Source organism: Candidatus Erwinia haradaeae (genome assembly GCF_900698925.1).
Classification (GTDB): domain Bacteria; phylum Pseudomonadota; class Gammaproteobacteria; order Enterobacterales; family Enterobacteriaceae; genus Erwinia_E; species Erwinia_E haradaeae_I.
Genome location: NZ_LR217713.1, coordinates 197,572 through 223,113, shown reverse-complemented (window position 1 = coordinate 223,113; position 25,542 = coordinate 197,572). Strand labels below are relative to the sequence as shown.

Annotated in this window: 12 protein-coding genes; 5 read left to right on the top strand and 7 right to left on the bottom strand. The window is 31.4% G+C overall.

The window, feature by feature from the left end; all coding sequences use genetic code 11:
- The first annotated feature begins 559 nt into the window (after positions 1–559).
- Together HACICURV3402_RS00665 and htpG are read left to right on the top strand one after the other, a co-directional pair.
- On the top strand, positions 560–1,192 hold the full coding sequence (locus tag HACICURV3402_RS00665; RefSeq protein ID WP_157992455.1) for a thymidine kinase: 633 nt from the start codon (positions 560–562) through the stop codon (positions 1,190–1,192).
- Between the two features lie 726 nt (positions 1,193–1,918).
- Complete coding sequence (gene htpG / locus HACICURV3402_RS00660) at positions 1,919–3,781, top strand: molecular chaperone HtpG (RefSeq protein WP_157992454.1); 1,863 nt, start codon at positions 1,919–1,921, stop codon at positions 3,779–3,781.
- Positions 3,782–6,033: 2,252 nt separating this feature from the next.
- On the opposite strand, the gene dnaX is transcribed toward htpG, so the two are convergent.
- Together dnaX and apt are read right to left on the bottom strand one after the other, a co-directional pair.
- Complete coding sequence (gene dnaX, locus HACICURV3402_RS00655) at positions 6,034–7,215, bottom strand: DNA polymerase III subunit gamma/tau (RefSeq protein ID WP_157992453.1); 1,182 nt, start codon at positions 7,213–7,215, stop codon at positions 6,034–6,036.
- 756 nt (positions 7,216–7,971) lie between these two features.
- The gene (apt, locus tag HACICURV3402_RS00650) at positions 7,972–8,535 is read right to left on the bottom strand and encodes an adenine phosphoribosyltransferase (RefSeq protein ID WP_157992452.1); all 564 of its coding nucleotides are present in this window, start codon (positions 8,533–8,535) and stop codon (positions 7,972–7,974) included.
- Positions 8,536–10,599: 2,064 nt separating this feature from the next.
- Between apt and guaB the strand changes: the two genes are divergently transcribed.
- Positions 10,600–12,066 carry an IMP dehydrogenase gene (guaB, locus tag HACICURV3402_RS00645; RefSeq protein WP_157992451.1) on the top strand — a complete coding sequence of 489 codons (1,467 nt, stop codon included), beginning with the start codon at positions 10,600–10,602 and terminating at the stop codon, positions 12,064–12,066.
- A gap of 89 nt (positions 12,067–12,155) precedes the next feature.
- Positions 12,156–13,736 carry a glutamine-hydrolyzing GMP synthase gene (gene guaA / locus HACICURV3402_RS00640; RefSeq protein WP_157992450.1) on the top strand — a complete coding sequence of 527 codons (1,581 nt, stop codon included), beginning with the start codon at positions 12,156–12,158 and terminating at the stop codon, positions 13,734–13,736.
- Between the two features lie 753 nt (positions 13,737–14,489).
- On the opposite strand, the gene gyrA is transcribed toward guaA, so the two are convergent.
- Positions 14,490–17,087, bottom strand: coding sequence for a DNA topoisomerase (ATP-hydrolyzing) subunit A (gene gyrA, locus HACICURV3402_RS00635; protein WP_157992449.1), 2,598 nt, complete (start codon positions 17,085–17,087; stop codon positions 14,490–14,492).
- Between the two features lie 1,285 nt (positions 17,088–18,372).
- Between gyrA and gltX the strand changes: the two genes are divergently transcribed.
- Entirely contained in the window at positions 18,373–19,806 is a 1,434-nt protein-coding gene (gene gltX, locus HACICURV3402_RS00630; protein ID WP_157992448.1) for a glutamate--tRNA ligase, read from the top strand.
- A 298-nt stretch (positions 19,807–20,104) separates the two neighbouring features.
- Here the strand turns inward: gltX and HACICURV3402_RS00625 are convergent, their stop codons facing one another.
- From HACICURV3402_RS00625 to rplT, 4 genes are all read right to left on the bottom strand, one after another.
- Positions 20,105–20,407 (bottom strand): integration host factor subunit alpha, encoded by a 303-nt coding sequence (locus tag HACICURV3402_RS00625; protein ID WP_157992447.1) that lies wholly within the window; start codon positions 20,405–20,407, stop codon positions 20,105–20,107.
- A complete protein-coding gene (gene pheT / locus HACICURV3402_RS00620) occupies positions 20,388–22,802 on the bottom strand; it encodes a phenylalanine--tRNA ligase subunit beta (protein WP_157992446.1) in 2,415 nt (804 codons plus the stop codon). The genes HACICURV3402_RS00625 and pheT overlap by 20 nt, the downstream gene beginning before the upstream one ends.
- 18 nt (positions 22,803–22,820) lie before the next feature.
- Positions 22,821–23,801, bottom strand: coding sequence for a phenylalanine--tRNA ligase subunit alpha (gene pheS / locus HACICURV3402_RS00615; RefSeq protein WP_157992445.1), 981 nt, complete (start codon positions 23,799–23,801; stop codon positions 22,821–22,823).
- Between the two features lie 1,384 nt (positions 23,802–25,185).
- A complete protein-coding gene (gene rplT, locus HACICURV3402_RS00610) occupies positions 25,186–25,542 on the bottom strand; it encodes a 50S ribosomal protein L20 (protein ID WP_157992444.1) in 357 nt (118 codons plus the stop codon).

Here is a 25,542-nt window from a genome sequence, read left to right as displayed (position 1 = left end):
ATACGCCACCGATTTCTTATTAAAAAAGACCCGTCAGTATGACATCATTATAATCATAATTATCATTATCTACGCTTTTTCTTATAAAATAACTTAAACTTAAATTAAATATAAAATATTCCATAGGCCAAAAAACAAAATGCATATCTTGTTTTATTCTTAATAGATATCATATAACTAATCATTTTTCAATCTATAGAAAATTATATAACGTATCTATAAACCAAACTATACCTAGATAAATTAGGCATTACTATATAAGTCTAATAAAAAATTAACTCTAATCACATTGTGCATATAAAAATTTATATACTATATATATCCTATTAAGATATATATCATAATCCCAGAACAATAAAAAAACTATAAATACAGGTTTTCTTATGAATTAAAAATATTGTTATTATAAATAGTTCAGAGAATACTTCTATGAAAAATAAGACGTCATAAACAACTGTTTCTTTTATCTAATCTACTAACTACCTGTTCTTAAACAAATAACATTGTCCTACTCACTACATATATTTACCAGTTTTGAATCACCAAGGAGTAAAAGATAGTGGCTCAACTTTATTTCTACTATTCAGCAATGAATGCTGGTAAATCAACGGCTCTATTACAATCCGCTTATAATTATCAAGAAAAAGGCATGAGAACTATATTATATACTTCTGAAATAGATAATCGCTTTAAGATACCTCAAATTAGTTCACGCATTGGAATATCATCTCCTGCTAAACTATATAACAATAAAACTCTACTCTTTGAAGAGGTTTACGCTGAAAAAAAAAATAGTCCAATAAATTGTATTTTAGTCGATGAAAGTCAATTTCTTACGCGCAAACAAGTAAAGTCATTGACTAATGTCGTGGATATACTACATATTCCTGTACTATGTTACGGATTACGTACAGATTTTCGTGGTGAATTGTTTCCTGGAAGTCAATATTTATTAGCCTGGTCAGATAAATTAATTGAACTAAAAACTGTCTGTTCTTGCGGAAGAAAGGCTATCATGGTAATACGTTTTGACAATATTGGACTTCCCTGCAACAAAGGTAAACAAATAAAGATAGGTGGAAACAAGACTTATGTATCTGTCTGTCGAAAACATTACTTTCAATCTCTACAAGATAATTGTATGCAGGTCTCTGACAAAAGAGACGATAAAATCGATGGAAATATCTCTTAAAAATCTATAAATAACTTTTACAAGATTTCGATTATTGTGTTACTCACGTATTAACATTTCTATCATAATTTAAGCAAGTTCCCTAACTTGTAATAAACTATTTTCAACACACTTAACTATCTACCTCAAGTAGCAAGAAGTATAGTGAATCAGTCAATACGAAATGAAACATCAGATCTCCTGACAACTTACATATCTGAGAATAACTTCAATCTTATGAGCGAAACATAACTCAGAATATACCTTCTTTAATCAAAGAACACAGATTTTGATAAAAATTACTATGGATTAACTAATAGATAATCCACCTCACATCAATTTACAATATAAAAATCGTAATACATATTAGATCTTACATGTTAATTTCTAATTTTACTTATTATAAAACAAATATATCGTTCTCTAAAATACTTCGAAAGAAGTAATGATTACATATATCACTGATACGTATTGTGGAAATATAGATATAGCCTGTATAAAAAGCTATAAAAATTTCAGACAATCATATTATTAGTTCTAGTATCTCACACATTGCATCTGTCATTGGATTCATAAACACTGCTGGGATTTGAAATTCAAAAAAAATATAATTTCATATAATAACTGTTGTAATGATATCTACGATTTGCAAACTCTTGAAATATATTTTTATAACCCCATTTTTACTTTTAAATAGTAAATAACTATGTTTTTAAATAACTATGTTTTTATTGAGGTAACAATAAAATGCAAGGGACAGAGACATTTAACTTCCAATCAGAAGTGAAACAACTTTTACACTTAATGATTCACTCTCTCTATTCAAAAAAAGAAATATTTCTAAGAGAATTAATATCTAATGCTGCAGATGCTACCGAAAAACTACGATTTCAATCTCTCTCTACACCAGGTTTATACTCGGGTGATCTGCGTCTACAAATTTCCATTGATAAAGAGAAACGTGTCCTAACGCTTAATGATAATGGAATTGGAATGCAACGCAATGAGGTTATAGAAAACTTAGGGACTATTGCTAAGTCAGGCACAAAGGCTTTTATTGATGCCATAGGATCAGATCAGTCCAAAAATAATCAATTAATTGGTCAATTCGGTGTAGGTTTTTACTCAGCATTTATGGTAGCAGATATAGTTTCTGTACGTACTCGCGCAGCAGGTACTCCTTCCAATCAAGGCGTCTTTTGGCAATCTTCTGGAAACGGAGAGTACACTATTGCTAGTGTTGAAAAAGATGATCAAGGTACAGAAATCACATTGCATTTACGTGAAGGTGAAGACGAATTCTTAGATGAATGGCATGTTCGCAGAATTGTTAGTAAGTACTCAGACCATATAAATCTAACAATTGAAATTCAAACCGAACAAAAAAAAGAAAATGGTTTAATCTGGGAAAAAATTAATAAAGCACAGGCGCTATGGACTCGAAAAAAAACTGACATAACTGAAGATGAGTATAAAGAATTTTATAAACATATTTCTAATGATTTTACTGATCCACTCACCTGGACCCATAACAAAGTAGAAGGAAAACAAACATATATAAACTTACTATATGTCCCTTCACAAGCACCTTGGGATATGTGGAGCCATGACCATAAAAATGGTCTTAAACTCTATATCCAACGAGTCTTCATTATGGATAATGCTGAGCAATTAATGCCAAATTATTTACGTTTTATCAAGGGATTAATTGATTCTAACGATCTCCCGTTGAACGTCTCACGCGAAATTCTTCAAAATAGTACGATCATTAAAACACTACGTGGAGCTTTAATTAAACGTTCATTAAACATGCTTGAAAAATTATCCCACAACTATAAAGAAAAATATCAAACATTTTGGAAACATTTTGGTCGCGTTCTTAAAGAAGGTCCTGCAGAAGACAAATCTAATATTGAAAGCATTACCTCATTACTACGTTTTTCTTCTACTAAATTTGACGATATGGCTCAAACTGTCTCTTTAAATGATTATGTTAATCGCATGCTCCCAGAACAAGATAAAATCTATTATATTACCTCCGATAGCTATATCGCTGCGAAAAATAGTCCTTATCTTGAAATGTTTCACAGTAAAAAAATTGAAGTTCTTCTTCTTTTCGATCGTATTGATGAATGGATGATGAATCATCTTACAGAATTCAAAAATAAAAAATTTCAATCAGTAAGTACATCTGATGATACATTGAATAAACTAACGGAAAACGACAATGAAGAGCAAAACAAAACCGACAAATCTCTAGAACCCTTTATAAAACGCATTAAATCTCTACTAGGTACACGCGTTAAAGACGTTTCTCTTACACACCGACTTTCAGAAACACCAGCTATTGTTACTACTGATATAAACGATATCACACCTCAAATGGCTAAATTATTTTCTGCTTCTGGCCAAGCAGCACCAGAAGTTAAGTATCTTTTTGAACTTAATCCTGTGCACCCATTAGTACGGAAAGCCGCTGATATACAAAATGATGTACTTTTTAGACAATGGATTGAACTTTTTCTAGATCAAGCCCTCCTTACCGCAACCGGCACACTAGAAGACCCTAATAAATTTATTCGTCAAGTTAATCAACTTCTTTTGAAATAAAATGTCATAAAAATTTCTCTAATCTTGTACTAAACCCGACCTTACTCATGTCAATGAAATATTGGTCGGGCATAAATTAAAAAACTAAAATCAATCATTACTTGTTAAAAATGGATGAGAACACATGTGATATATTCATATTTCTCATAACTCTCTTACTTTAATAACGCCGGATTACATGCTCAAAAATACGATCTTATCGTTATATCATAAGTGATATATATTCTAATATATATAAATTTATGATCGATAAACCTCGTGTATTCAATTGAAAGTAAATTGAAAAATCAATCAATGATAAACAGCTCTATAACTTATATATTATTCCAACTTCATTTCTAGTATATAACAATATCAATAAAAATTGATTTAGATAAACCAAACAGTTGTTCAATATGCAATACTAAATATTACATATATGTTTTATGTAATCAAAAATAGTTTGATTATATACATATGGTTTAATATACTTTAACTAATATTAAATATACTTATAATACTGAAAACTATTTGTAATTCTAGAGTAAATCAAATATATTATGATATTTTTTAGGAAAATAGTTAAATTTTTAAGAACTATTACGCACAATAGATGAGTAAAAATTTAATTATCATTTTATAGTCAACAACATGTTGACAATCAATTTATTCATCATTAGATTTCGGATCAAGAATAAAATAAGATAGAAACATTATGTAAGAATGAATAAGTTTATACTGATTCTATCATGTAATACTAAGAACTAAACGAACATACAATATAACAATATATGTCAACTCAGCAAAACTATTACTCATATCAATTATTTTTAGAATAATCAACCAATTACTAAATTTAACCTACTTCTAAAAAATTTGACAATAATGACAATATTACTATTCCTTGAATTCTTCAATTAATATCGATGACTAGTTAGATACACCTTTTCATTCTTCATTAACAATGAAGACCTATAAAAAAAATGAATACTTATTCAACCCAAACATTTTATCTCATAAAATATTGTGTTATAAAATTAATAATTTAAATAAGACCATAGGATTATCTGGTATTACATACCACATCATTAATCTCTCTTATACAATCTATTAAGATGCTGGATTGAAAATAATCCTCCATGTATGACAAACATCACTTTACTCTAATTATACTGAAGAATGTTTGGATATCTATTTATTAATTAAACTAACCAAGTAAGACTAACGCGATGACCTACCTAAATCAAAAAATAGATAGTCACCATACTTACAGTAAGTATCATCATTTATACTATAAGTACCTAAAGTACCTATCAATTAACATAACATCATCGCTTTTACACTAGAAGCCTAAGTAAATCCAAATATAACCTATGTATTAATAAAGTCATTATACTCTTGTCTTATAGAAAGAATGTCTTAATATCGCTTCTTAAAAGAAGCATTATATATCACTATTTGATGCTCAATCAATTTTTATAGTAATGTTTTAAAAAAAATTAAGAAGTAGAAACCAATCATCAAGGCTGAATACACTCTTTCTTTAGAGTAGCATTAGCAAAAATAATATAAATTCTGAATATGCGTATCTTTGGAAAACAACTAACACACCCTCATTAATCTCTCATTATAAATCTTGTGACGCCACTCTAGAAGAGTTTCAATTAATTTATTATCATCATTTTTCACTATTATTAAATTTATATGCATACCCCTCCTCCTTATTAAGAGCCTCATGCAATTCTTTATATACATTTAGAATCCGTAAATTCCTCTTACCAACGCGTCAATGCAAATTAATACCATATTCAGTTTTTTTCTTTCAATGTACTTAAAATATAACTTTTTCAGAAAATTTTGATATAGTTAAGATGTACATCTTAGATGACCAAGGATATCGAAAAGATACCTTTTCTATAATTTTTATTATCAATCTTTGATATGATTGATCAACATGTCTTTATTAGGAATAATCATATTGTCAAATGAATCATATAGTTGCTCTTTTAATAAAGACAACTCACCGCTTATTATACATAAAGTCTTTTTTAGTCAACCCTGTAAACATGTACTATTTGGATGATCCAATAGATCCTCCTTTCTTATCAATGAAAGCTTTGTTAAAACCATATTTAATAACCCTTGCATCTTAGCAAGAATCTTATTCTTTTTAATACACTGATTCTATGTTTGTGAAATTTTAACTTAGTTTTGTGAATCGATAATATTAGTGGTAGTATCCGCTGAACGCTGTAACCTCTTACCAAAATCAATTACTGAGCCATCTCTCTAACATCTAGTGTAGATAAACAAGATAATAGATCCTTTCTATCCTCACTCAAAGGTGTTGTTGAACTAGATACAACTGTTCCAGGATGAAACACCAAAGCGCGCAATAAAGTCATCTCTACCCCCATGCGACGAGTTGGCGCTAACGGTAACTCCTTCCTCCCTATCAAAACTATCTGATAATACAATTGTACATCCTCAGGAGAAATTAAACGAGCCACTTTACGTAATCGATGCGCAAAAGAAACCATTCTTCCTTGACAAGAAGAAGGCAGGAATTGTACTATTGCTATATGATGAAAAATCTCTAACAGTTTTACTAATAAGCTATCCCAATCGTTACCATGCATGGCCACTTGATTAAGTATTTTCATAACTAACTTACCATTAGCATCAACCAAAGCCTCAATCAACGATAAGACCTTATCGTCATCTAGCATACCAAGCATATCATGTACACTATTAACAGTAATCACACCATTACCCATAACAATAGCCTGATCAGTTAAACTTAATGCATCGCGCATACTACCCTCTGCTGCATGAGCTAAAAGTCTAATTCCTTGCTCTTCTGAACTAATATTTTCAGATTGTAATATATATTGTAATTGAGCTCGAATGAGGTCCTCATCAAGCAATTTCAAATGAAATTGCAAGCAACGTGATAAAATAGTAACTGGTAACTTTTGTGGATCTGTGGTTGCTAATATAAATTTAACATGGCATGGCGGTTCTTCTAACGTCTTTAGAAGTGCATTAAAACTATGACGTGATAACATATGCACTTCATCAATTAAATAGATCTTAAAGCGACCCCGAGAAGGCGAATATTGTATATTGTCAAGAAGATCACGAGTATCTTCAACTTTGGTTCGAGAGGCAGCGTCAATTTCAATTAAATCAACAAAACAACCCTCAGCAATGTCATAACAATGACCACACTGTCTACAAGGTGTTGCAGTAATACTCGTTTCACAACTCAAACCCTTAGCAAAAAGGCGGGCCATAGTTGTTTTTCCAATACCTCGAGTACCAGAGAATAAATAAGCATGATGTATGCGACCCATAGATAAAGTATTAGACAATGCAGATACAATATGTCTCTGCCCTATAACCTCGCTAAACTCTTGTGGCCGCCATTTTCTTGCTAAAACCTGATAACTCATACCACTTGTCCAACCATAGAATATAAAAAAACTTCATAAGAAAATAACTAAAATAGTAAAATTAAAATAATAAATCATTACTATCTATTCTGTCTATCTATTCCATCTATTCCATATAGAGATTAATTTAATAGATAATATTCTTTTTGATAGATTAATAATCTCTACTACCTGTTCTTCTCACTTTCCGTGTATTTCATGTTATGAATAGATACTTATTTCTATTAATTAATACAAGAAACATCAAAATAAAACCTTTCTCAATTCAAATAAGACAGTTATTAATCTCTCTTCCATTCTAATATAGATCAAACATCTAATATAAATTTACAGAAGGGCCATATGATAGAATAACGAATACTAGACTTATACATGTTGATCAAATACATCAATACGCCAATAAACTTAGAATTATAATTTCTTTATAATCTAAAAATCATAACAATCAGACTAACCCACTAACATTCTACTCAGGATATGATACTGATCATAATATCCTTGATGTGATACTATTCGTCTATTGAATACAACTACATTCAAAATGTTATATTATTAACCCATGTATCTGTTTTTTTAATAAATTAGTACTAGAACCATATATAGTAAATATGTAGTGTAAAATAAGTTCCTTTTGCAACACGCAACATAGCACAACATTATATCATTATTAACATTACTCTTATTATTTTTGACAATATTATAAACTCAAATAAATGTAATCAATATTGCTAACGATGAGAATATCTGACCTATCCATTACATTATAGACGATTTTCCAGGAAACCTAAGGAGAGAATAACTCTTAACACCATAATCTTTCAAACGTGCTTCACCCCCTAAATCAAAGAGACTTATAATGAAAGCAGCATCTATAATATAACCTCCAGCGCGACGAATGAGCTTAATTGTTGCTTCAATAGTACCACCAGTAGCTAATACATCATCTACTACTAGTACGACCTCCCCAGGCTGGATTGCATCACAGTGCACCTCTAACACACCAGAGCCATATTCCAATGCATAGTTCTCAGAAAAAGTTTTACGAGGCAGCTTTCCGGATTTACGTACTGGTAAAAAACCAACCCCAAGCTCCAAAGCAATAGGAGCGCCAAACAAAAATCCACGAGCCTCAGGGCCCATAACTTTACTAATCCTAGAATTACGATAACGCTCAACCACTAGATGGACGCTCAGTGCAAAAGCTTTTGGATCCGCTAATAAACTAGTAATATCTTGAAAAATTATTCCAGGCTCCGGATAATCCGGAATACTTTTGATACTATTCTTGAGAAATTCAAGCTGAATCGTAGTGTTAGTCATTAAATAGCCTAGTAAAGTTATATACAAATGATATATTAATATTACTTCTTATATCAAAATTATAATTTTTTTAAAGAAAAAAATATACCGGCTTCCTGAATATAGTTGATAAAAACTCATTATAGTTCAGGAAATATCTGAATATCATGGGATAAAATATAAACAATAAAACTTAACAATATTTAAAATACATGAAATGATTCACAAAATAATACAGACAACTCATCGATAATTTACTAAATACTTTTCTTATGTTTATTTTACATAAAATAAGAAATCACATGAATATCGCGCATCATAGCATGATGATGCAGATATTATTATTCATTTCTACTAAAAGAATTTTTCCATAGAAAATAAGTATTGCTTCTTTCATAACCTTCTATATAGTAAAATTATTTTTAAGATAAGAGTATTAATTCTAAATTTAAGAAAACTCGATCAAGAATTCTTTAAAACTCAATAATAAAATGATCATTTTATTCTATTGCAACACAAAGGGATACAAAATAAACTAAAAACAATAAGAAACTAAAAAGAATATTAGAGTACAAAAGTATATTGATATAAGGAGATTCATATCTTAAAAAATGATTCTAAAACGTCTTACAATGAATCAAGCTATATAAATATAATAAAAATTATCATTTAATTTTTTATCATCTATTAATAGATAATTATTATAAACTTACACCCCTTCATTTTTAATAAAATTAAAAACAGTAATTAAATAAATGATTCTGATAAAATCCTTTATCATAAGTATTCTCAATTTTCTAATCTTTTTAGAGAGACCTAACTAAATCACTCCATCTTTACATCATACTTATGTTAAATCCATCTAAATAACTAAGATTTATATTTAAATTTTTTATAAAGAAAAAATGAATGTCCTAATTTATGGAATAATTCTGAAAAAACTACTAGACAAAGAATTGATCATAACAACTCTTATCGTAAAACTTAAATAAAACTTAAATTTCTAATTGGATAAAATAAAATAATAAAATAATGTTTAGATAAATCCCAATGAATCATGGTATCTGTATACTATTTCCTAACCACTATAATAAAAAAACGCCTGGTTATTAAAATGAATCACCTATATTTCTTCACATAAAATAATTAAGACATCATTCTGATTATACTATCCACACCAATAGTATTCATAACATAATATAATTCTACTTTTTAATTGCAGTCTAATCAGTATCGATTTTAAGATAAAATCTTTCCTCTAATTTTCCTTGTTACTTACTCAGAAAAACATCAATATACCTAACAATATCTCTACAAAATTCAATATCTTATATATTATCTTAAAAAAATAATAATGGATAAAAATCTCTATATATATCAACTCCTCTAACATTTTACACTCTAAACGAAATAATATTTTTACAAAAAATATAGATCAAACCTATATTAAGATACTTATCCGCAAAATAATAGTAAATCATTTAAAATTTAGTTATTTATGTGTAGAATAAAATTCTACTAGACTTAATATATCAAATACATTATTTTTCAAAGTATACAAAAATAACAAAATTTCATAACACTGTGTCTAACTAACTTGCAGAAATCTTACAACAATTGACTTATACTCTTCGATATATACAAACCTGAATATTGATTTAAAAATATGTCTATATACTTATACTATAAACAATTTACTGCAATTATAGAATAATAATAAGATTCTATTTATTAATTATTATAGGATGAATCTCCTATAACCTGTTTTAACAAATAAATAATATAAAAATTTAGAACGAAATATAAATTCAGAAAACTTAATGCTACATAAAATAGAAAAAATGTATATTAAGAAATATTTAAACTAAAATTCTATTAATAATATTTATAAGCAAACATACACTAGTTGATAATAAATCATCTAAATGCCGCTTAAAGATATAAAAATTATACATAATATGATAAATATCATTACAGATAAATACAAGTTAACATCAAAAATGCTGGAGGCAATAGATTAGAGCCTGTATAATATTGCTGCAATATTTTGAATCCTTTGATTTACTTCTACATTGAGATATTGCCATGCTAAGAATTACGAAAGAAACCCTAACATTTGATGATGTTCTTCTTGTTCCAGCTCACTCAAAAGTATTACCACACACAGCCGACCTTACTACTTGGCTAACTACATCTATCCGTCTCAATATCCCGATGATCTCCGCAGCGATGGACACTGTAACTGAATCTAACTTAGCTATTGCAATAGCCCAAGAGGGCGGGCTTGGATTTATTCATAAAAACATGTCTACATTACACCAAGTAGAAGAGGTTCGAAAGGTAAAAAAATATGAAAGCGGAGTTGTAACTAACCCTCAAACCGTGTTACCAACGACTTCACTAGAAGAAGTTAAGATGCTAACTGAACTTAATGGATTCGCTGGTTATCCAGTTGTTAATCACAATCAGCAACTTGACGGCATCATAACCAGACGTGACGTGCGCTTCGTTACTAATCTTAAACTACCAGTATCTGCAGTGATGACTCGAAAAGAAAATTTAGTCACCGTTAAGGAAGGTGAAACACGTCAAATAGTTCTACAAAAAATGCATGAAAATCGTGTAGAAAAAGTTCTAGTAGTCAATAATAATTTTCAATTATTAGGCATGATTACAGTTAAAGACTTTCAAAAAGCAGAACAAAAACCTCATGCTTGTAAAGATGACGAAGGTCGCCTACGTGTTGGAGCAGCTGTTGGAATTAATAAAAATAATGAAGAACGTATCGATTCTTTAATTTCAGCTGGAATTGATGTTTTGCTGATTGACTCCTCACATGGACATTCCGAAAATGTACTACAACAAATCCGATCAACACGCGCAAGCTATCCTAATTTACAAATTATTGGTGGTAATGTAGCGACAGGAGCTGGAGCGCTTGCACTGGCCAAAGCAGGTGTTAATGCTGTTAAAGTTGGTGTTGGGCCAGGATCGATTTGTACTACCCGTGTTGTAACTGGCGTAGGTGTACCACAAATTACCGCAATATCAGATGCTAACGAAGCTCTTCATGGGTTGGAGATTCCTATTATAGCCGATGGAGGGATCCGCTTCTCTGGTGATATCGCTAAAGCTATCGCCGCTGGAGCAGCAGTAGTAATGGTAGGCGCAATGCTCGCCGGTACTGAAGAATCACCAGGAAATATTGAATTATATCAAGGTCGTTCATTTAAATCTTACCGGGGAATGGGATCAATAAGCGCAATGCATCAAGGATCTTCTGATCGTTATTTCCAAGCTCAAAGTACAATCAAGAAATTCGTTCCAGAAGGTATCGAAGGGCGAGTGCCTTATAAAGGACTCTTGAAAGAAATCATATATCAACAAATGGGCGGACTACGATCCTGTATGGGGTTAACAGGGTGTGCTACAATTGAAGAATTACGAACCATACCAGAATTTGTTCGTGTTAGTAGAGCAGGAGTTTCAGAAAGTCATGTCCATGATGTAACTATTACTAAAGAATCTCCAAATTATCGCATGGATACCTGACAATACATTCTGGCCCCTTATCTAAGATACAGTCTTGTTCTTACATATCATGAATCATATCACATATAACTTAGTCTTAGGATACCCAAATGAATCTAAAAAATATGCATAAAGATCGCATTCTTATCATAGATTTTGGTTCACAATATACCGTTCTTATTGCTCGCCGAATACGAGAACTTGGAATATATTGTGAACTATGGGACTGGAATGTAACTAAACAACAAATTGAATCATTTAATCCAAATGGAATCATCCTTTCAGGAGGTCCAGAAAGTAGCATCTCTTGTAATAGCCCTCGAGCTCCCGATTGTATATTTTATTCTGACATCCCTATTCTAGGCATCTGCTATGGCATGCAAATTATGACAATACAGCTTGGTGGCCAAGTGCTAACTGCCAATAAACGTGAATTTGGTCATGCTCAAGTTGAAATTATAAAAGACAGCCCTTTAATCTTCGATCTTAAAGATATAATTAATATCAATAATAAAATAATACTTAATGTATGGATGAGTCATTGTGATATTGTCACGATAATTCCAGAGGGTTTTACCCTTATAGCTACAACTAACAATTGTCCATTTTCTATCATAGCAAACGAACAAAAACGTTTCTACGGTGTACAATTTCATCCAGAAGTGACACAAACGCATCAAGGAAAAAACTTATTAAAAAACTTTGTCAATAACATCTGTAAATGCACGGCCTTGTGGACTCCAGCCAATATTATTGATGATACTATTATTTCTCTCAAAAAAACATTAGGTCATGACAAGGTAATCATTGGTCTCTCTGGTGGTATTGACTCTGCAGTTGCAGCGCTTTTACTGCATCGCGCTATAGGCAAGAATCTGACTTGTATCTTCATCGATAATGGACTTCTTCGCCTTCATGAAGCAACTCAAGTCATGACAATGTTTTCTAATCACCTTGGTCTTAATGTTTTACATATAGAAGCAGAACAACGTTTTCTTAATTCTCTCGATAACATAGAAGACCCAGAAGAAAAACGAAAAATTATTGGGCGAGTATTTGTGGAAATCTTTGACGAAGAAGCCTCAAAACTCTGCGATATACAATGGTTAGCCCAAGGAACTATCTATCCTGATATCATTGAATCTGCTATGTCTAACAATACTACAACACGCATGATTAAATCACATCACAATGTTGGCGGTCTGCCAAAAAAGATGAAACTGCGCCTGGTGGAGCCTGTTAAAACACTCTTTAAAGATGAAATCAAGAAGATCGGACTAGAACTTGGTTTACCCAAGTCCATGATAGCTCGTCATCCTTTTCCAGGACCAGGCCTTGCAGTACGAATTTTAGGTCATGTTAAAAAAGAATATTGCGATCTTTTACGCTATGCTGACTCAATATTTATTGAAGAATTACATCATGCTAACTTATATGATCAAATCAGCCAAGCATTTGCTGTTTTTCTTCCCATTCGTTCTGTTGGAATTATGGGTGATGAGCGAAAATATGATTGGGTTATAGCTTTACGCGCTGTTGAAACGATTGACTTTATGACTGCGCAATGGGCTTATTTGACTCACGATTTTCTTGCTCATGTCTCAAATCGCATAATAAATGAAATAAAAGGAATCTCTCGTGTCGTATATGACATTTCTGGAAAACCACCAGCTACCATTGAATGGGAATAGCTTTCATTAGCCAAATTAACTCAATAACAATCTTTAAAAATAAAAATAATCTATAATTATATTATAAATATAATATTCCAATATATTTACTTAATTTTCATAGAAACTCAATCACTTTATGGCAACTCATGTAATTAATTTACTAAAAAAATCAGTTGACTTTATCCACTATTAACAGACTTATTTACTTAATATGAATATATATAAATATGACACTATGAATATTGAGTAATGAGATAATCAAACACTTTCTAAAAAATTCTAAAGATATTCCACTGATCTTTATATAACTAAAACGAACTTATCAAATAAACCTTCAAATAATTTATATATAAAAAACCTTATACATTAATTTAGATCCTAAATCCTAAATACTGATTAATGAAAAACTAAAGCGCACTAAAAAAATTAAAAAACGCTATAAAATATATCTATCAGACTTATGTGATCAAAATAATATAATATGAATAATATATTCACCTTAATCAAAATATTAACAGTTCTACAGAGTATTTTTTTAGAGATAAAAACTCAGTACATATTATAACTTCTTCTACAAAGGTAGACCTCATAACCGATATAAATTATCCATGTCTTAAAATTATGGAAAAATAATAACACTAATAATCCTAGTAAAATAATATTAAAAATAGATATTATAATATAATTAAATTTTTCTTAATAAAATAGCCTTGCAAAAGTACAATTGAAAGGCTATTCAGGATTATTCTCTAAGATGGCGCTATATCAATATCATATTGAGAGTCTAGTATCACTACCTATCTGTTCTATATTAGTAATGTGGTCTAAATTTTCTTCAGCTATCGGTTCAGCAACTCGCTGTAATCCGACTACTTTTTCCCCAATAGCAGTACGAATTAAAATCACACCCTGCGTATTGCGACCAATTATACTCACCTCATCTACACGCGTACGAACTAAAGTACCTGCATCAGTAATCATCATAATCTGATCTCTATCAGTAACCTGTACAGCACCAACTACTGACCCATTCCGTTTACTAACTTTAATCGAAATTACACCTTGCGTCCCACGTGATTTAATAGGATAAGCTCGATTCTGCGTACGCTTTCCATAACCATTTTGGGTAATAGTCATAATAGCACTATCACCACGCGGAACAATGAGCGAAACAACCTGATCACCCTCGGTTAACTTAATCCCACGAACCCCAGAAGCCATCCGACCCATTGTGCGAACTGAATTTTCAGAAAAACGAACAACTTTTCCCGCTGCAGAAAAAAGCATCGCCTCATCATTACCATTGGTAAGTGACACACCAATTAATTCATCTTCATTACGAAGTTTAACGGCAATAATACCAGAATGACGTGGACGCCTAAATTCCTCTAATGCTGTTTTCTTGACCATCCCACTTGCAGTAGCCATAAAGATCTTCCAACCTTCAGAATATTCACGAACCGGTAAAAGAGCAGTAATACGCTCATGAGCGACCAGGGGTAATAAATTGACAATCGGCCGGCCCCGAGCACCACGACTTGCTTCCGGTAGTTCATGAACTTTAATCCAATATAAACGACCCAAACTTGAAAAACATAAAATTGTATCATGACTATGAGCTACTAATAGACGATTAATAAAATCTTGTTCTTTAATGCGCGCAGCTGATTTTCCCTTACCACCACGCCGTTGAGCTTCGTAAACAACTAATGGCTGATATTTAATATATCCCTGATAAGATAATGTAACTACTACCTCTTCTTGACGAATAAGATCTGAAATATTGATATTAGCGCTAGACGAAGTAATTTCAGTGCGACGCTTATCACCAAACTGCGAGCGAACCAATTCTAATTCTTCACAAATAACTTCCAACAAACGAACTGAGCTATCAAGAACACATCGAAGCCCAGTCATCTTCTTTAATAACGACTTATACTCTGAAAATAATTTTTCATGTTCTAGTCCAGTAAGTTTCTGTAACTTTAAATCTAAAATTGCTTGAGCTTGTTGATCAGTAAAATAATACTGATCAGAAGATATAGGAGACGACGCGTTTAACGGCTGTACTTGAACCGTTTTCAAGAGAGCAGGATTTAGCATTGTAGAAACACTACCCATGTCCCATCTACGTTCTAGTAAACCTGATTTTGCCTCTGCTGGTGTAGAAGAACAACGAATTAACTTAATCACGGAATCAATGTTCACTAAAGCTAATGCTAACCCTTCAAGAATATGAGCACGACCTCCCGCTTGACGAAGCTCAAACAATGTACGACGAGTAATAACTTCACGACGATGGCGAACAAAAGCTTCTAATATATCCTTTAATGACATTATTTTCGGTTGCCCTTGATGCAAAGCGACCATATTGATACAAAATGAAGTCTGTAACTGAGTTAATGAGTAGAGATTATTTAATATAACTCCAGCTACCGCATCACGCTTTACTTCTATAACAATCCTCATTCCTTCTTTATCAGATTCATCCCTTAACGCAGTAATACCATTAAGACGCTTATCTTTTACTAATTCAGCAATTTTCTCAATTAAATGAGATTTATTTACCTGATAAGGAATCTCATTAACAATAATCGTTTCTCGTTTTGTTTTGCTATCTACTTCAATTACCGCACGAGCACGAATATAAATTTTCCCACGCCCAGTCCGATAAGCTTCATTAATTCCATCCCGACCGTGAATTAAAGCAGCAGTAGGAAAATCAGGACCTGGGATATATTTCATTAATCCTTCAACAGTAATATTGTCGATTTTTAAATATGCTAAACAAGCATTAATAACTTCGGTAATATTATGCGGAGGAATATTTGTAGCCATCCCAACAGCAATACCAGAAGATCCATTAATAAGAAGATTGGGAATCCGAGTTGGCATCACAGATGGGATCTTTTCTGTACTATCATAGTTTAGTACAAAATCAACAGTATCTTTATCTAAATCCGATAGTAACTCATGGGCAATTTTAGACATACGAACTTCCGTATATCGCATGGCTGCAGCAGAATCTCCATCAACTGATCCAAAATTACCTTGTCCATCAACTAATCTATAACGTAATGAAAACGACTGAGCCATCCGGACAATCGTCTCATATACAGCTACGTCACCATGTGGGTGGTATTTGCCAATTACGTCACCAACAACACGAGCTGATTTCTTATAGGCTTTATTCCATTCATTACCAAGAATACTCATCGCATAAAGTACACGACGGTGAACTGGTTTTAAACCATCACGAACATCTGGTAATGCACGACCAACAATCACCGACATTGCATAATCCAGATAAGAGTGTTTTAATTCTTCTTCAATATTAACCGGTTTAATTTTAGGGATGAGATTACTCATAAACGCACTTTCCTTTCTATATAAATCCTAAATTTAACAACATAATAACATATTGAACTAAATCTCTTAAGAATGGAAAATATTAGTCTCATAAGTTTTACTAAGTGCTATATACTACAAAAAGATTAATCCACATATTTCTATATAAGAAATACATATATAAAAAATAAATTATTAATATAATACTTTAGTATCAATTGACATTTTTATTTAATACAATCACTCAAATCTTAAGAATATCTAATTCTTAACAAAGGAATCGATATTATTTAAATACCATTTAAGAAAATAAATTAAAAATCTAACTTTCATATTACATATCTTTCATACACCTATTAATAAAGTAAAATATATCTATACTCTAATTGCATCATAATGTATTCTAAAAATAGAAAGTTTTATTTGTTTTCATAAGTTCCAGCTCCCGAATCTATACAACCCTCATTAAGGAAAATGTTTAGAAAAAGAAAAATAAGTCTACTCAGTTCAAATTAATGAAAAAATTATTTTATCCTCTGCTACACTAATCTCTTGTGATTAAATTCTATAAATCATTGCAATAGAAAATAAGTGATAATGAGTTAGCGATTGACGATTGATAACAATTTATATATTAACTATCTGATCAAAGATCAGATGCCTCAGAATCTTGATTATCATGATGTATAAAAAATACATACACCTACCCCAATCACCCGAACATAAAGAATAATAAAACTCGTCTTACTTTCCTCTTAGTAGACATACCTGTCCTACATCAAAACTATTGATATATATGATTCATCGATGCCTATAGTTATGGATTATAATATCCATAACATTGATAGCATCGCTGATAGAGACAACAATAACTCAATCAATCTAGGACTCATTTTTTAAGATTCCTAACACGTAAAAAATTAAAAATAATATTAAGAGACAGTTAGTCTCTAATAGACTATTTTATATTAGAAGTATCTGTACATTTATCTTAAAATATCGTTATCATTACCTTGAATCATAACAATTATTTATTATAAGATTTTATAATCACACCAATATATGCAGTACTTAAATCAACATAAACTAGATACAATTAACATGATATAATCCATTAGATTCTTTATAATATATAATACCTTGCATTCTTAAATAATAAAATATTGCATTAGCCACTTATCTAACAATATACCCCATTGGAAAAACAGAAATTTATAATTTAAAGTCATATTAAAGATAATATTATTAAAATAATATAAAGTAATGTACAACCGAATCACATATTCTAATCATTAAATATTAATTTATGAAAATTAAAACACGATTTGCTCCCAGCCCTACAGGCTCTTTACATATTGGTGGTGCTCGCACCGCATTATATTCATGGCTATTTGCTCGACAAAATAATGGTCAATTTATCTTACGTATTGAAGATACTGATTCTGAACGGTCTACTCAGGAATCTAGTACTGATATTATAGATAGTATGCAATGGTTAAATTTAGATTGGGATGAAGGTCCTTATTATCAGACCAAACGATATGATCGTTATAACCTAGTGATAAACCAAATGTTAGCAACCCATAATGCATATAAATGTTTTTGTACTAAAAAACGATTAGATGAATTACGTCAATATCAAATGCTTAATGGAGAAAAACCACATTATGACGGATATTGCAGAAATAAATATAATAATCAAAATGATGATAAAATACACGTAGTACGCTTTTGTAACCCACAGGAAGGATCAGTAGTTTTTAATGATCAAATACGTGGACCAATTCAATATCATAATAAAGAGCTAGATGATCTTATCATCCGCCGGTCGGACGGAACTCCTACCTATAACTTATGTGTAGTAATTGATGACTGGGACATGAAAATCACGCATGTTATTCGTGGAACAGACCATATCAATAACACCCCGCGCCAAATTAATATTCTTAAAGCAATGGCCGCGCCTGTTCCTACCTACGCCCATTTACCTATGCTTCTTGACTCTAATGGAAAAAAATTATCAAAACGTCATGGAGTAGCTCAAGTATCATGGTATCGCGATCAAGGCTATTTACCTGAAGCGTTACTAAACTATTTACTGAGACTGGGATGGTCTCATGGTAATCAAGAAATATTTAGTACAAAATCCATGAAACAATTCTTTACACTCAATACAGTAAGCAAATCTTCTAGTACTATAAATAACAAAAAACTACAGTGGCTTAATCAATATTATATTAATAATCTCCCTTCTGGATATGTTTCTTCTCATCTCCAAAAACATCTTGAGAAAAACAAGATCAATATCCACCTTGGCCCAAGAATAGATGACATAATCAAATTACTTGGAAAACGTTGTAAAACATTAACCGATATAGCAAATTCCTGTCGGTATTTTTATGAAGAATTTAATTCATTGGATCATCATTTAGCTAAAATATATCTAACTTCAAACCCTGAAGAGATTAGACTTCTTTTGGGAACAGTATATATCAAACTAGCAACTATAAATACTTGGACCATAGAGGCAATTCAAAAAAAAATTACGGAATGCTCTGATATACTCTCAGTGCATATAGGAACAATAGCTATGCCACTTCGAGTGGCTGTTACTGGTCAAGCAACATCACCGGAGCTCTATATGACTATTCATGCTATTGGTCAAGAACGGACTCTAACTCGCATTGAAAATGCTCTAATGTATATCGTTAAAAATCAAGATAAAAAAGAATATCAGTAATATTAACATCTATCATATTAACTAATATCGAATACTTCTCTTAAGAAGATAATAAAGACTATTCGGTCTACCTCAATTCTAAATGAAGCACTCATATGAATGTAATTTACAAATCCATAGCCGATCCTTTAAATATAAAAAGAAAGATCTCTCTTTACTACATAACATATAGCATAACTTAATATTCGATATAAATTGACCTAGCCTTAATATAATTCTCAGATTTTTAAAACTTTCACTTGTACGGAAGACTTCATGACTACTAAATAAATCCAGTTATCTGACAATATTAATTACTTTAATCTAATTTTGTTCTAGTTTTTTCAACACGATTTTTTAATCTTTGACCTGGACGAAACATGACAACGCGACGAGCCTTAATAGGAATAACTGCACCTGTTTTAGGGTTTCGTCCTGGGCGTTCCTTTTTAGAACGAAGATAAAAATTACCAAATCCTGATAATTTTACTTTCTCACCATTTTCTAAAGAACAACGAAGTTCTTCAAAAAACAATTCAACAAGTTCTTTAGCGAAGCGTTTTTTCAGTCCAAAACATTTTGAAAATAAATATCCTGATATTTTATCTTTTGTTAGAGCCATATCTTCCATTCCTTAATGATGCTTGAAACCGTTTCTCAAGAGATTCTATACATCTACCTATAATAACGGCAATATCCTTTTCGTGTAGTGTTCGACATATATCTTGTATAATAATACTAATTGCGAGACTCTTAAAGCCATGGCCAATACCCTGGCCACGATAGATATCAAATAAATTAACGCAAATTACTGTCTCCCCCCCAGCTTTCTTACACTCTTTAAGTATATCTGATCCTCGTACATATTCGGGAACAATTATAGAAATATCCCGGCGATTAAAAGGAAAGGGGGAAAGAGGATGAGCATGAGGCGGAATTCGTCCTAAAACTTTCTCCCAAAAAATTTCAAACATAATAGTACGACTCTTTAACCCAAGTTTCTTCTCTAAAAAAGGATTAATCGCTCCAATACAGCCGATATACTCTTTAAGCATATAAATCCCAGCGCATTGACCAGGATGAAAAGCAGGATTAACCACTGGAAAAAACTCTACATTGTGTACTTGACTAAGCAATTCAAACAAAGACTCTAAATCACCTTTTACATCATAAAAATCTACTAAATTCTTAGGCAAGTCCCAGTGCTCTTCATAACGATAACCACTCACAACACCTGCTAATATTAATTCCTGTCGAATTCCAAGAGGCGCTTTTACATCTGGTATAAAACGTAAACCACTCTCAAAAAAACGTATATGTAACTGTTGTCGATTCTGATTATATAATATCGCACCCAATAAACCAGTCCACAACGATAAACGCATTACAGACATTTCAACTGAAACAGGATTAAGCAATACTAAACCTTCATCCCTAGGATGTAATAGTTTTTGTAATTTTGGATTAACAAAACTATACGTAATAGCTTCCTGATAACCTCTATCTACTAATAAAGTTTTAGCACGCTTTAAAGATAAAGCTTTGTTATTTCTTCTAGAAATAACTACATTAGTTTTGATTGAACTATTAACAATATTGTTATAACCATAAATCCGCGTAATTTCTTCTATTAAATCTTCTTCAAGCACTAGATCAAATCGCCAACTGGGTGATCTTACCTCCCAGTAATCTAATGTTTTCGTAACCTGACACCCAAGCCTATGGAGGATATCCATTACTATAACATCCTCTATTATATTTCCAATTAAACGATCTAGATGTGCACGATAAAGAATAATAACATCTCGATCAGGTAACTGTTTCTGATAGGTAATATCAATAACAGATCCTGCAGATCCTCCGCAAATAGTTAATAAAAGATGCGTGGCTCGTTCAATAGCTTTATTCTGTAATTCTGAATCTACTCCTCTCTCAAAACGACTTGAGGATTCTGTATGTAAACCATATTTTCGGGCTCGTCCAGCAATTGCCAATGAATTAAAAAAAGCAGATTCAAGAACTATGCTGTTAGTATCTAAAGTAATACCAACCTCTGGACTTCCACAAATTCCAGCCATAGCCAATATTTTATATTCATCAGCCACTACTAACGTATCATCTCCTAATCTAATTTCGCTACCATTTGGTAATTTAAATATTTCATTTTCTTTAGAATAACGCACTATAATTGCACCAGAAATTCGATCACGATCAAAGGCGTGCATCGGCTGACCTAACTCCAATAAAATATAATTGATAATATCAACTACTGGATTTAAAGAACGCATACCACAACGACGTAATTTTTCCTGAATCCAAAATGGCGTTATAGCTCTTACGTTATCTAATTTTATAACTCTTACTAAATAACGTGGACAAGCTTCTATATCATCAATATGAATCTGGATTATATCTGGTATACTAGAACTTACAGGAACAATATCTAATTCATTCAAGGACATGCGGTTTAAAACAGAAATATCACGAGCAATACCAAGAATGCTCAAACAATCTCCTCTATTAGGCGTGATGCTAACATCAATAATATTGTCGTTTAGCCGTAAATACTGCACAATATCAGAACCAATAACAGCATTACAAGGTAGTTCTATAATACCTTCTTGATCAGTAAAAAGACCTAACTGAGAAAATGAACACAGTATCCATCTAGAAAGTTTCTCAAGAACGTGAGAAAAATCAATTTTAACACTAGAAGATGATTGATGATCGCACCTTGCCACAACCACTTTTAACCCTCTACGACAATTAGAAGCACTACAAGGAATATCCAATAACCGATCGATACCAATATTTACTTGCGCCATCCAGATTCCACTGGAATCTGGATTCAAGTAGCATTTCTCTACTTTACCAACTACTATCTCATTAAAAGAATGAAATTGTACTTCTTCTATGCTATTTACCGATAGACCCGCCATAGAGATTTGACTACAAAGAGATGAGGTGTCTATAGCGGGATCAACCCATTCTCTTAACCAAGACTCACTAAATTTCATTAATCGTATCCGTCCTTATTAAAACTGTTTAAGAAAACATAGATCGTTTTCAAAGAAATCACGCGAATCCATTATACCATAACGCAGCATAGTTAAACGCTCCATGCCCATACCAAAGGCAAATCCAGAGTAAATCATTGGATTAATACCCACAGAATTCATCACATTAGGGTGAACCATTCCACAACCAAGCACTTCTAACCATTGTCCATTTTTACCCATAATATCAACTTCAGCGGATGGCTCTGTAAAAGGAAAGTAAGATGCACGAAAACGTATCGACATTTTATCTTCAAAAAAATTTTTTAAAAAATCAAACAGTATTCCCTTTAAATGAGCAAAACTAATATTCTCTTCCACAAGAAGGCCCTCCATCTGGTGAAACATTGGTGTATGAGTGCGATCATAATCATTACGATAAACGCGACCAGGTGCAATAATACGAATAGGGGGCTTTTGCTTCTTCATGGTATGGATTTGAATTCCAGAAGTCTGGGTGCGCAATAAGCGAGTAGAATCAAACCAAAAAGTATCATGTTCTGATCTAGCAGGATGGTGACGGGGCATATTCAAGGCATCAAAATTATGATAACAATCTTCAATATCTGGCGATTCTTTCACTATAAAACCAAGATCGCTAAAAAAGGTTTCAATACAATTTATAGTACAAGTAATAGGGTGTAAACCCCCATTAACTATCTGTCTTCCTGGTAATGAAACATCAATGTACTCTTGATCTAACTTCGCCTTTCTTTCCAGGACCTCTATCATATCCTTTCTTAGAGTTAAAGCATTCTTTATGGATTCTTTAGCTCGATTAATTTCAGATCCAAGAACAAGACGCTCTTTTTCATCAAGGGTGCGTAATCTAGCTATCTGAAGCGTAATGTGGCCATTTTTTCCAAAATATTCAAGGCGTATTTTTTCTAGGTGATCGATATCATTAGAGTTATTAACAGCTATTTTCGCTTTTTTTATTAAATTATCCATATACGACATTTTTCTGTCTCCGACCATACTGAATCAGCTATCTTATAACATATAAAGAACCCCTAAGTGATGATAATTTAATCACCTAACACCTTCTTCTCTTAAGTATATAAAAATATATTTTAGGAAATAAGGATCATATTTTTTACTATTATGGAAAAATAGACTTAACATGAGGAAAGTATGATGAATTTTTGGACTCTAAAATTAAACACATATTTTAATCAGTCTAAACGTAGAATATAAATTACTCTCTAAATTAAAAATGGCTTTACAATGAGAAAAACTAAAATATACTTCTCTCGTAAGTTTTTCACACTAAATTTAATAGAAATGTGGATTCTAGTATCTCTTTGATCCAATCATACAGAGAATATTTATAGACTAAATACTGTTAATAACATTATTCTGTTATACTAATAATGTATATCTCTAGATTCATTAATCTAGAGATATTATGAGTCATTGACTCCATGTAAATAACTCTCTTAAGCTTACTGATATAAAATTTAGTGGATATCACAAGAGAAACTAATAAACTACCAGTAAAGATTGATTTAAACGCTTATGCATATTTACTAATCACTAATCTAATGCAGTGACCTCCTAGATGATAAACTAATTTTGTATTTACCATATACCTATAACTAACTCATTATCATTATAAAATCCACACGATATCAGTAATTAAATTCTGCACTTGTGATCTGCAAGACTGGTAATGCATGACAAATCCTTTAAAATCTCTTCATAGCTATTTCCTTTTTACTTTATAAACCCACAAAAAAATAAAATTTTATAAGAAAACCGGTTGGTGCATAATAAATAATTTTTTATTTTTCTATCAACAAATCTCTATACTGTCTTATATCAATTAAAATGATTTAAAAAATCACACGTCCATCTGATGTAGCAATAACCTACTAATAAATACTTGGACTAATAAAAAGATACAAACAAAAAAATTGTAAAATCACATCCAAAAAGAATAATAAAAACCATAACTACATATTAAAAATGAAAAAACTTCATTTATCTAAAATCAAGACATTAAAAAATATCATAAATTATTATCATATAATCAATTTGATTTGATTAGAAATTAAAATCTTTAATATATAAAATATATATAAAGCTCTTATTATAACCAAAATAATATCCAAATACATGAAATATAAAAAACTATCTATGATGATATAATTTAAGAAGTATATTCTTCAACCAGCGCCCAAGGTGTTGTTTTTCAATACCCATCCATAAAAAATATTTTTATATTACCAGTATATCTGTAATTACTAATTTTAACATACTAGTAAAATAATATAAAAACATAATCTTTATAATACTTATACATATTGAGATTATATATTTATATTTTATTATGTAAGTTTTCTTATGCTAATGCTGATTTAGCTTTTACTACAAGTTCAGAAAAACCTTTTTTATCAAAGATAGCTATGTCAGCCAAAATTTTACGATCAACTTCTATTGAAGCCTTTTTTAATCCATTCATTAAAAGACTGTAAGAAATCCCATTTGTGCGAGACTCTGCATTAATTCGAGCAATCCATAATTGACGAAACTGACGTTTACGCTGTCGTCTATCACGATAAGCATACTGACCAGCTTTAATAACTGCTTGCAACGCAACACGATAAACTCGTGACCGAGCACCATAGTACCCCTTGGCTTGCTGTAGAATTTTCTTATGACGTGCGCGAGCAATTACACCACGTTTGACACGGGCCAT

What these genes read in the sequence shown, in the direction of transcription:
- rplT (WP_157992444.1), bottom strand. Translation starts at nt 25,542, where the DNA reads ATGGCCCGTGTCAAACGTGGTGTAATTGCTCGCGCACGTCATAAGAAA.
- apt (WP_157992452.1), bottom strand. Translation starts at nt 8,535, where the DNA reads ATGACTAACACTACGATTCAGCTTGAATTTCTCAAGAATAGTATCAAA.
- guaB (WP_157992451.1), top strand. Translation starts at nt 10,600, where the DNA reads ATGCTAAGAATTACGAAAGAAACCCTAACATTTGATGATGTTCTTCTT.
- gyrA (WP_157992449.1), bottom strand. Translation starts at nt 17,087, where the DNA reads ATGAGTAATCTCATCCCTAAAATTAAACCGGTTAATATTGAAGAAGAA.
- guaA (WP_157992450.1), top strand. Translation starts at nt 12,156, where the DNA reads ATGAATCTAAAAAATATGCATAAAGATCGCATTCTTATCATAGATTTT.
- HACICURV3402_RS00625 (WP_157992447.1), bottom strand. Translation starts at nt 20,407, where the DNA reads ATGGCTCTAACAAAAGATAAAATATCAGGATATTTATTTTCAAAATGT.
- gltX (WP_157992448.1), top strand. Translation starts at nt 18,373, where the DNA reads ATGAAAATTAAAACACGATTTGCTCCCAGCCCTACAGGCTCTTTACAT.
- pheT (WP_157992446.1), bottom strand. Translation starts at nt 22,802, where the DNA reads ATGAAATTTAGTGAGTCTTGGTTAAGAGAATGGGTTGATCCCGCTATA.
- htpG (WP_157992454.1), top strand. Translation starts at nt 1,919, where the DNA reads ATGCAAGGGACAGAGACATTTAACTTCCAATCAGAAGTGAAACAACTT.
- dnaX (WP_157992453.1), bottom strand. Translation starts at nt 7,215, where the DNA reads ATGAGTTATCAGGTTTTAGCAAGAAAATGGCGGCCACAAGAGTTTAGC.
- pheS (WP_157992445.1), bottom strand. Translation starts at nt 23,801, where the DNA reads ATGTCGTATATGGATAATTTAATAAAAAAAGCGAAAATAGCTGTTAAT.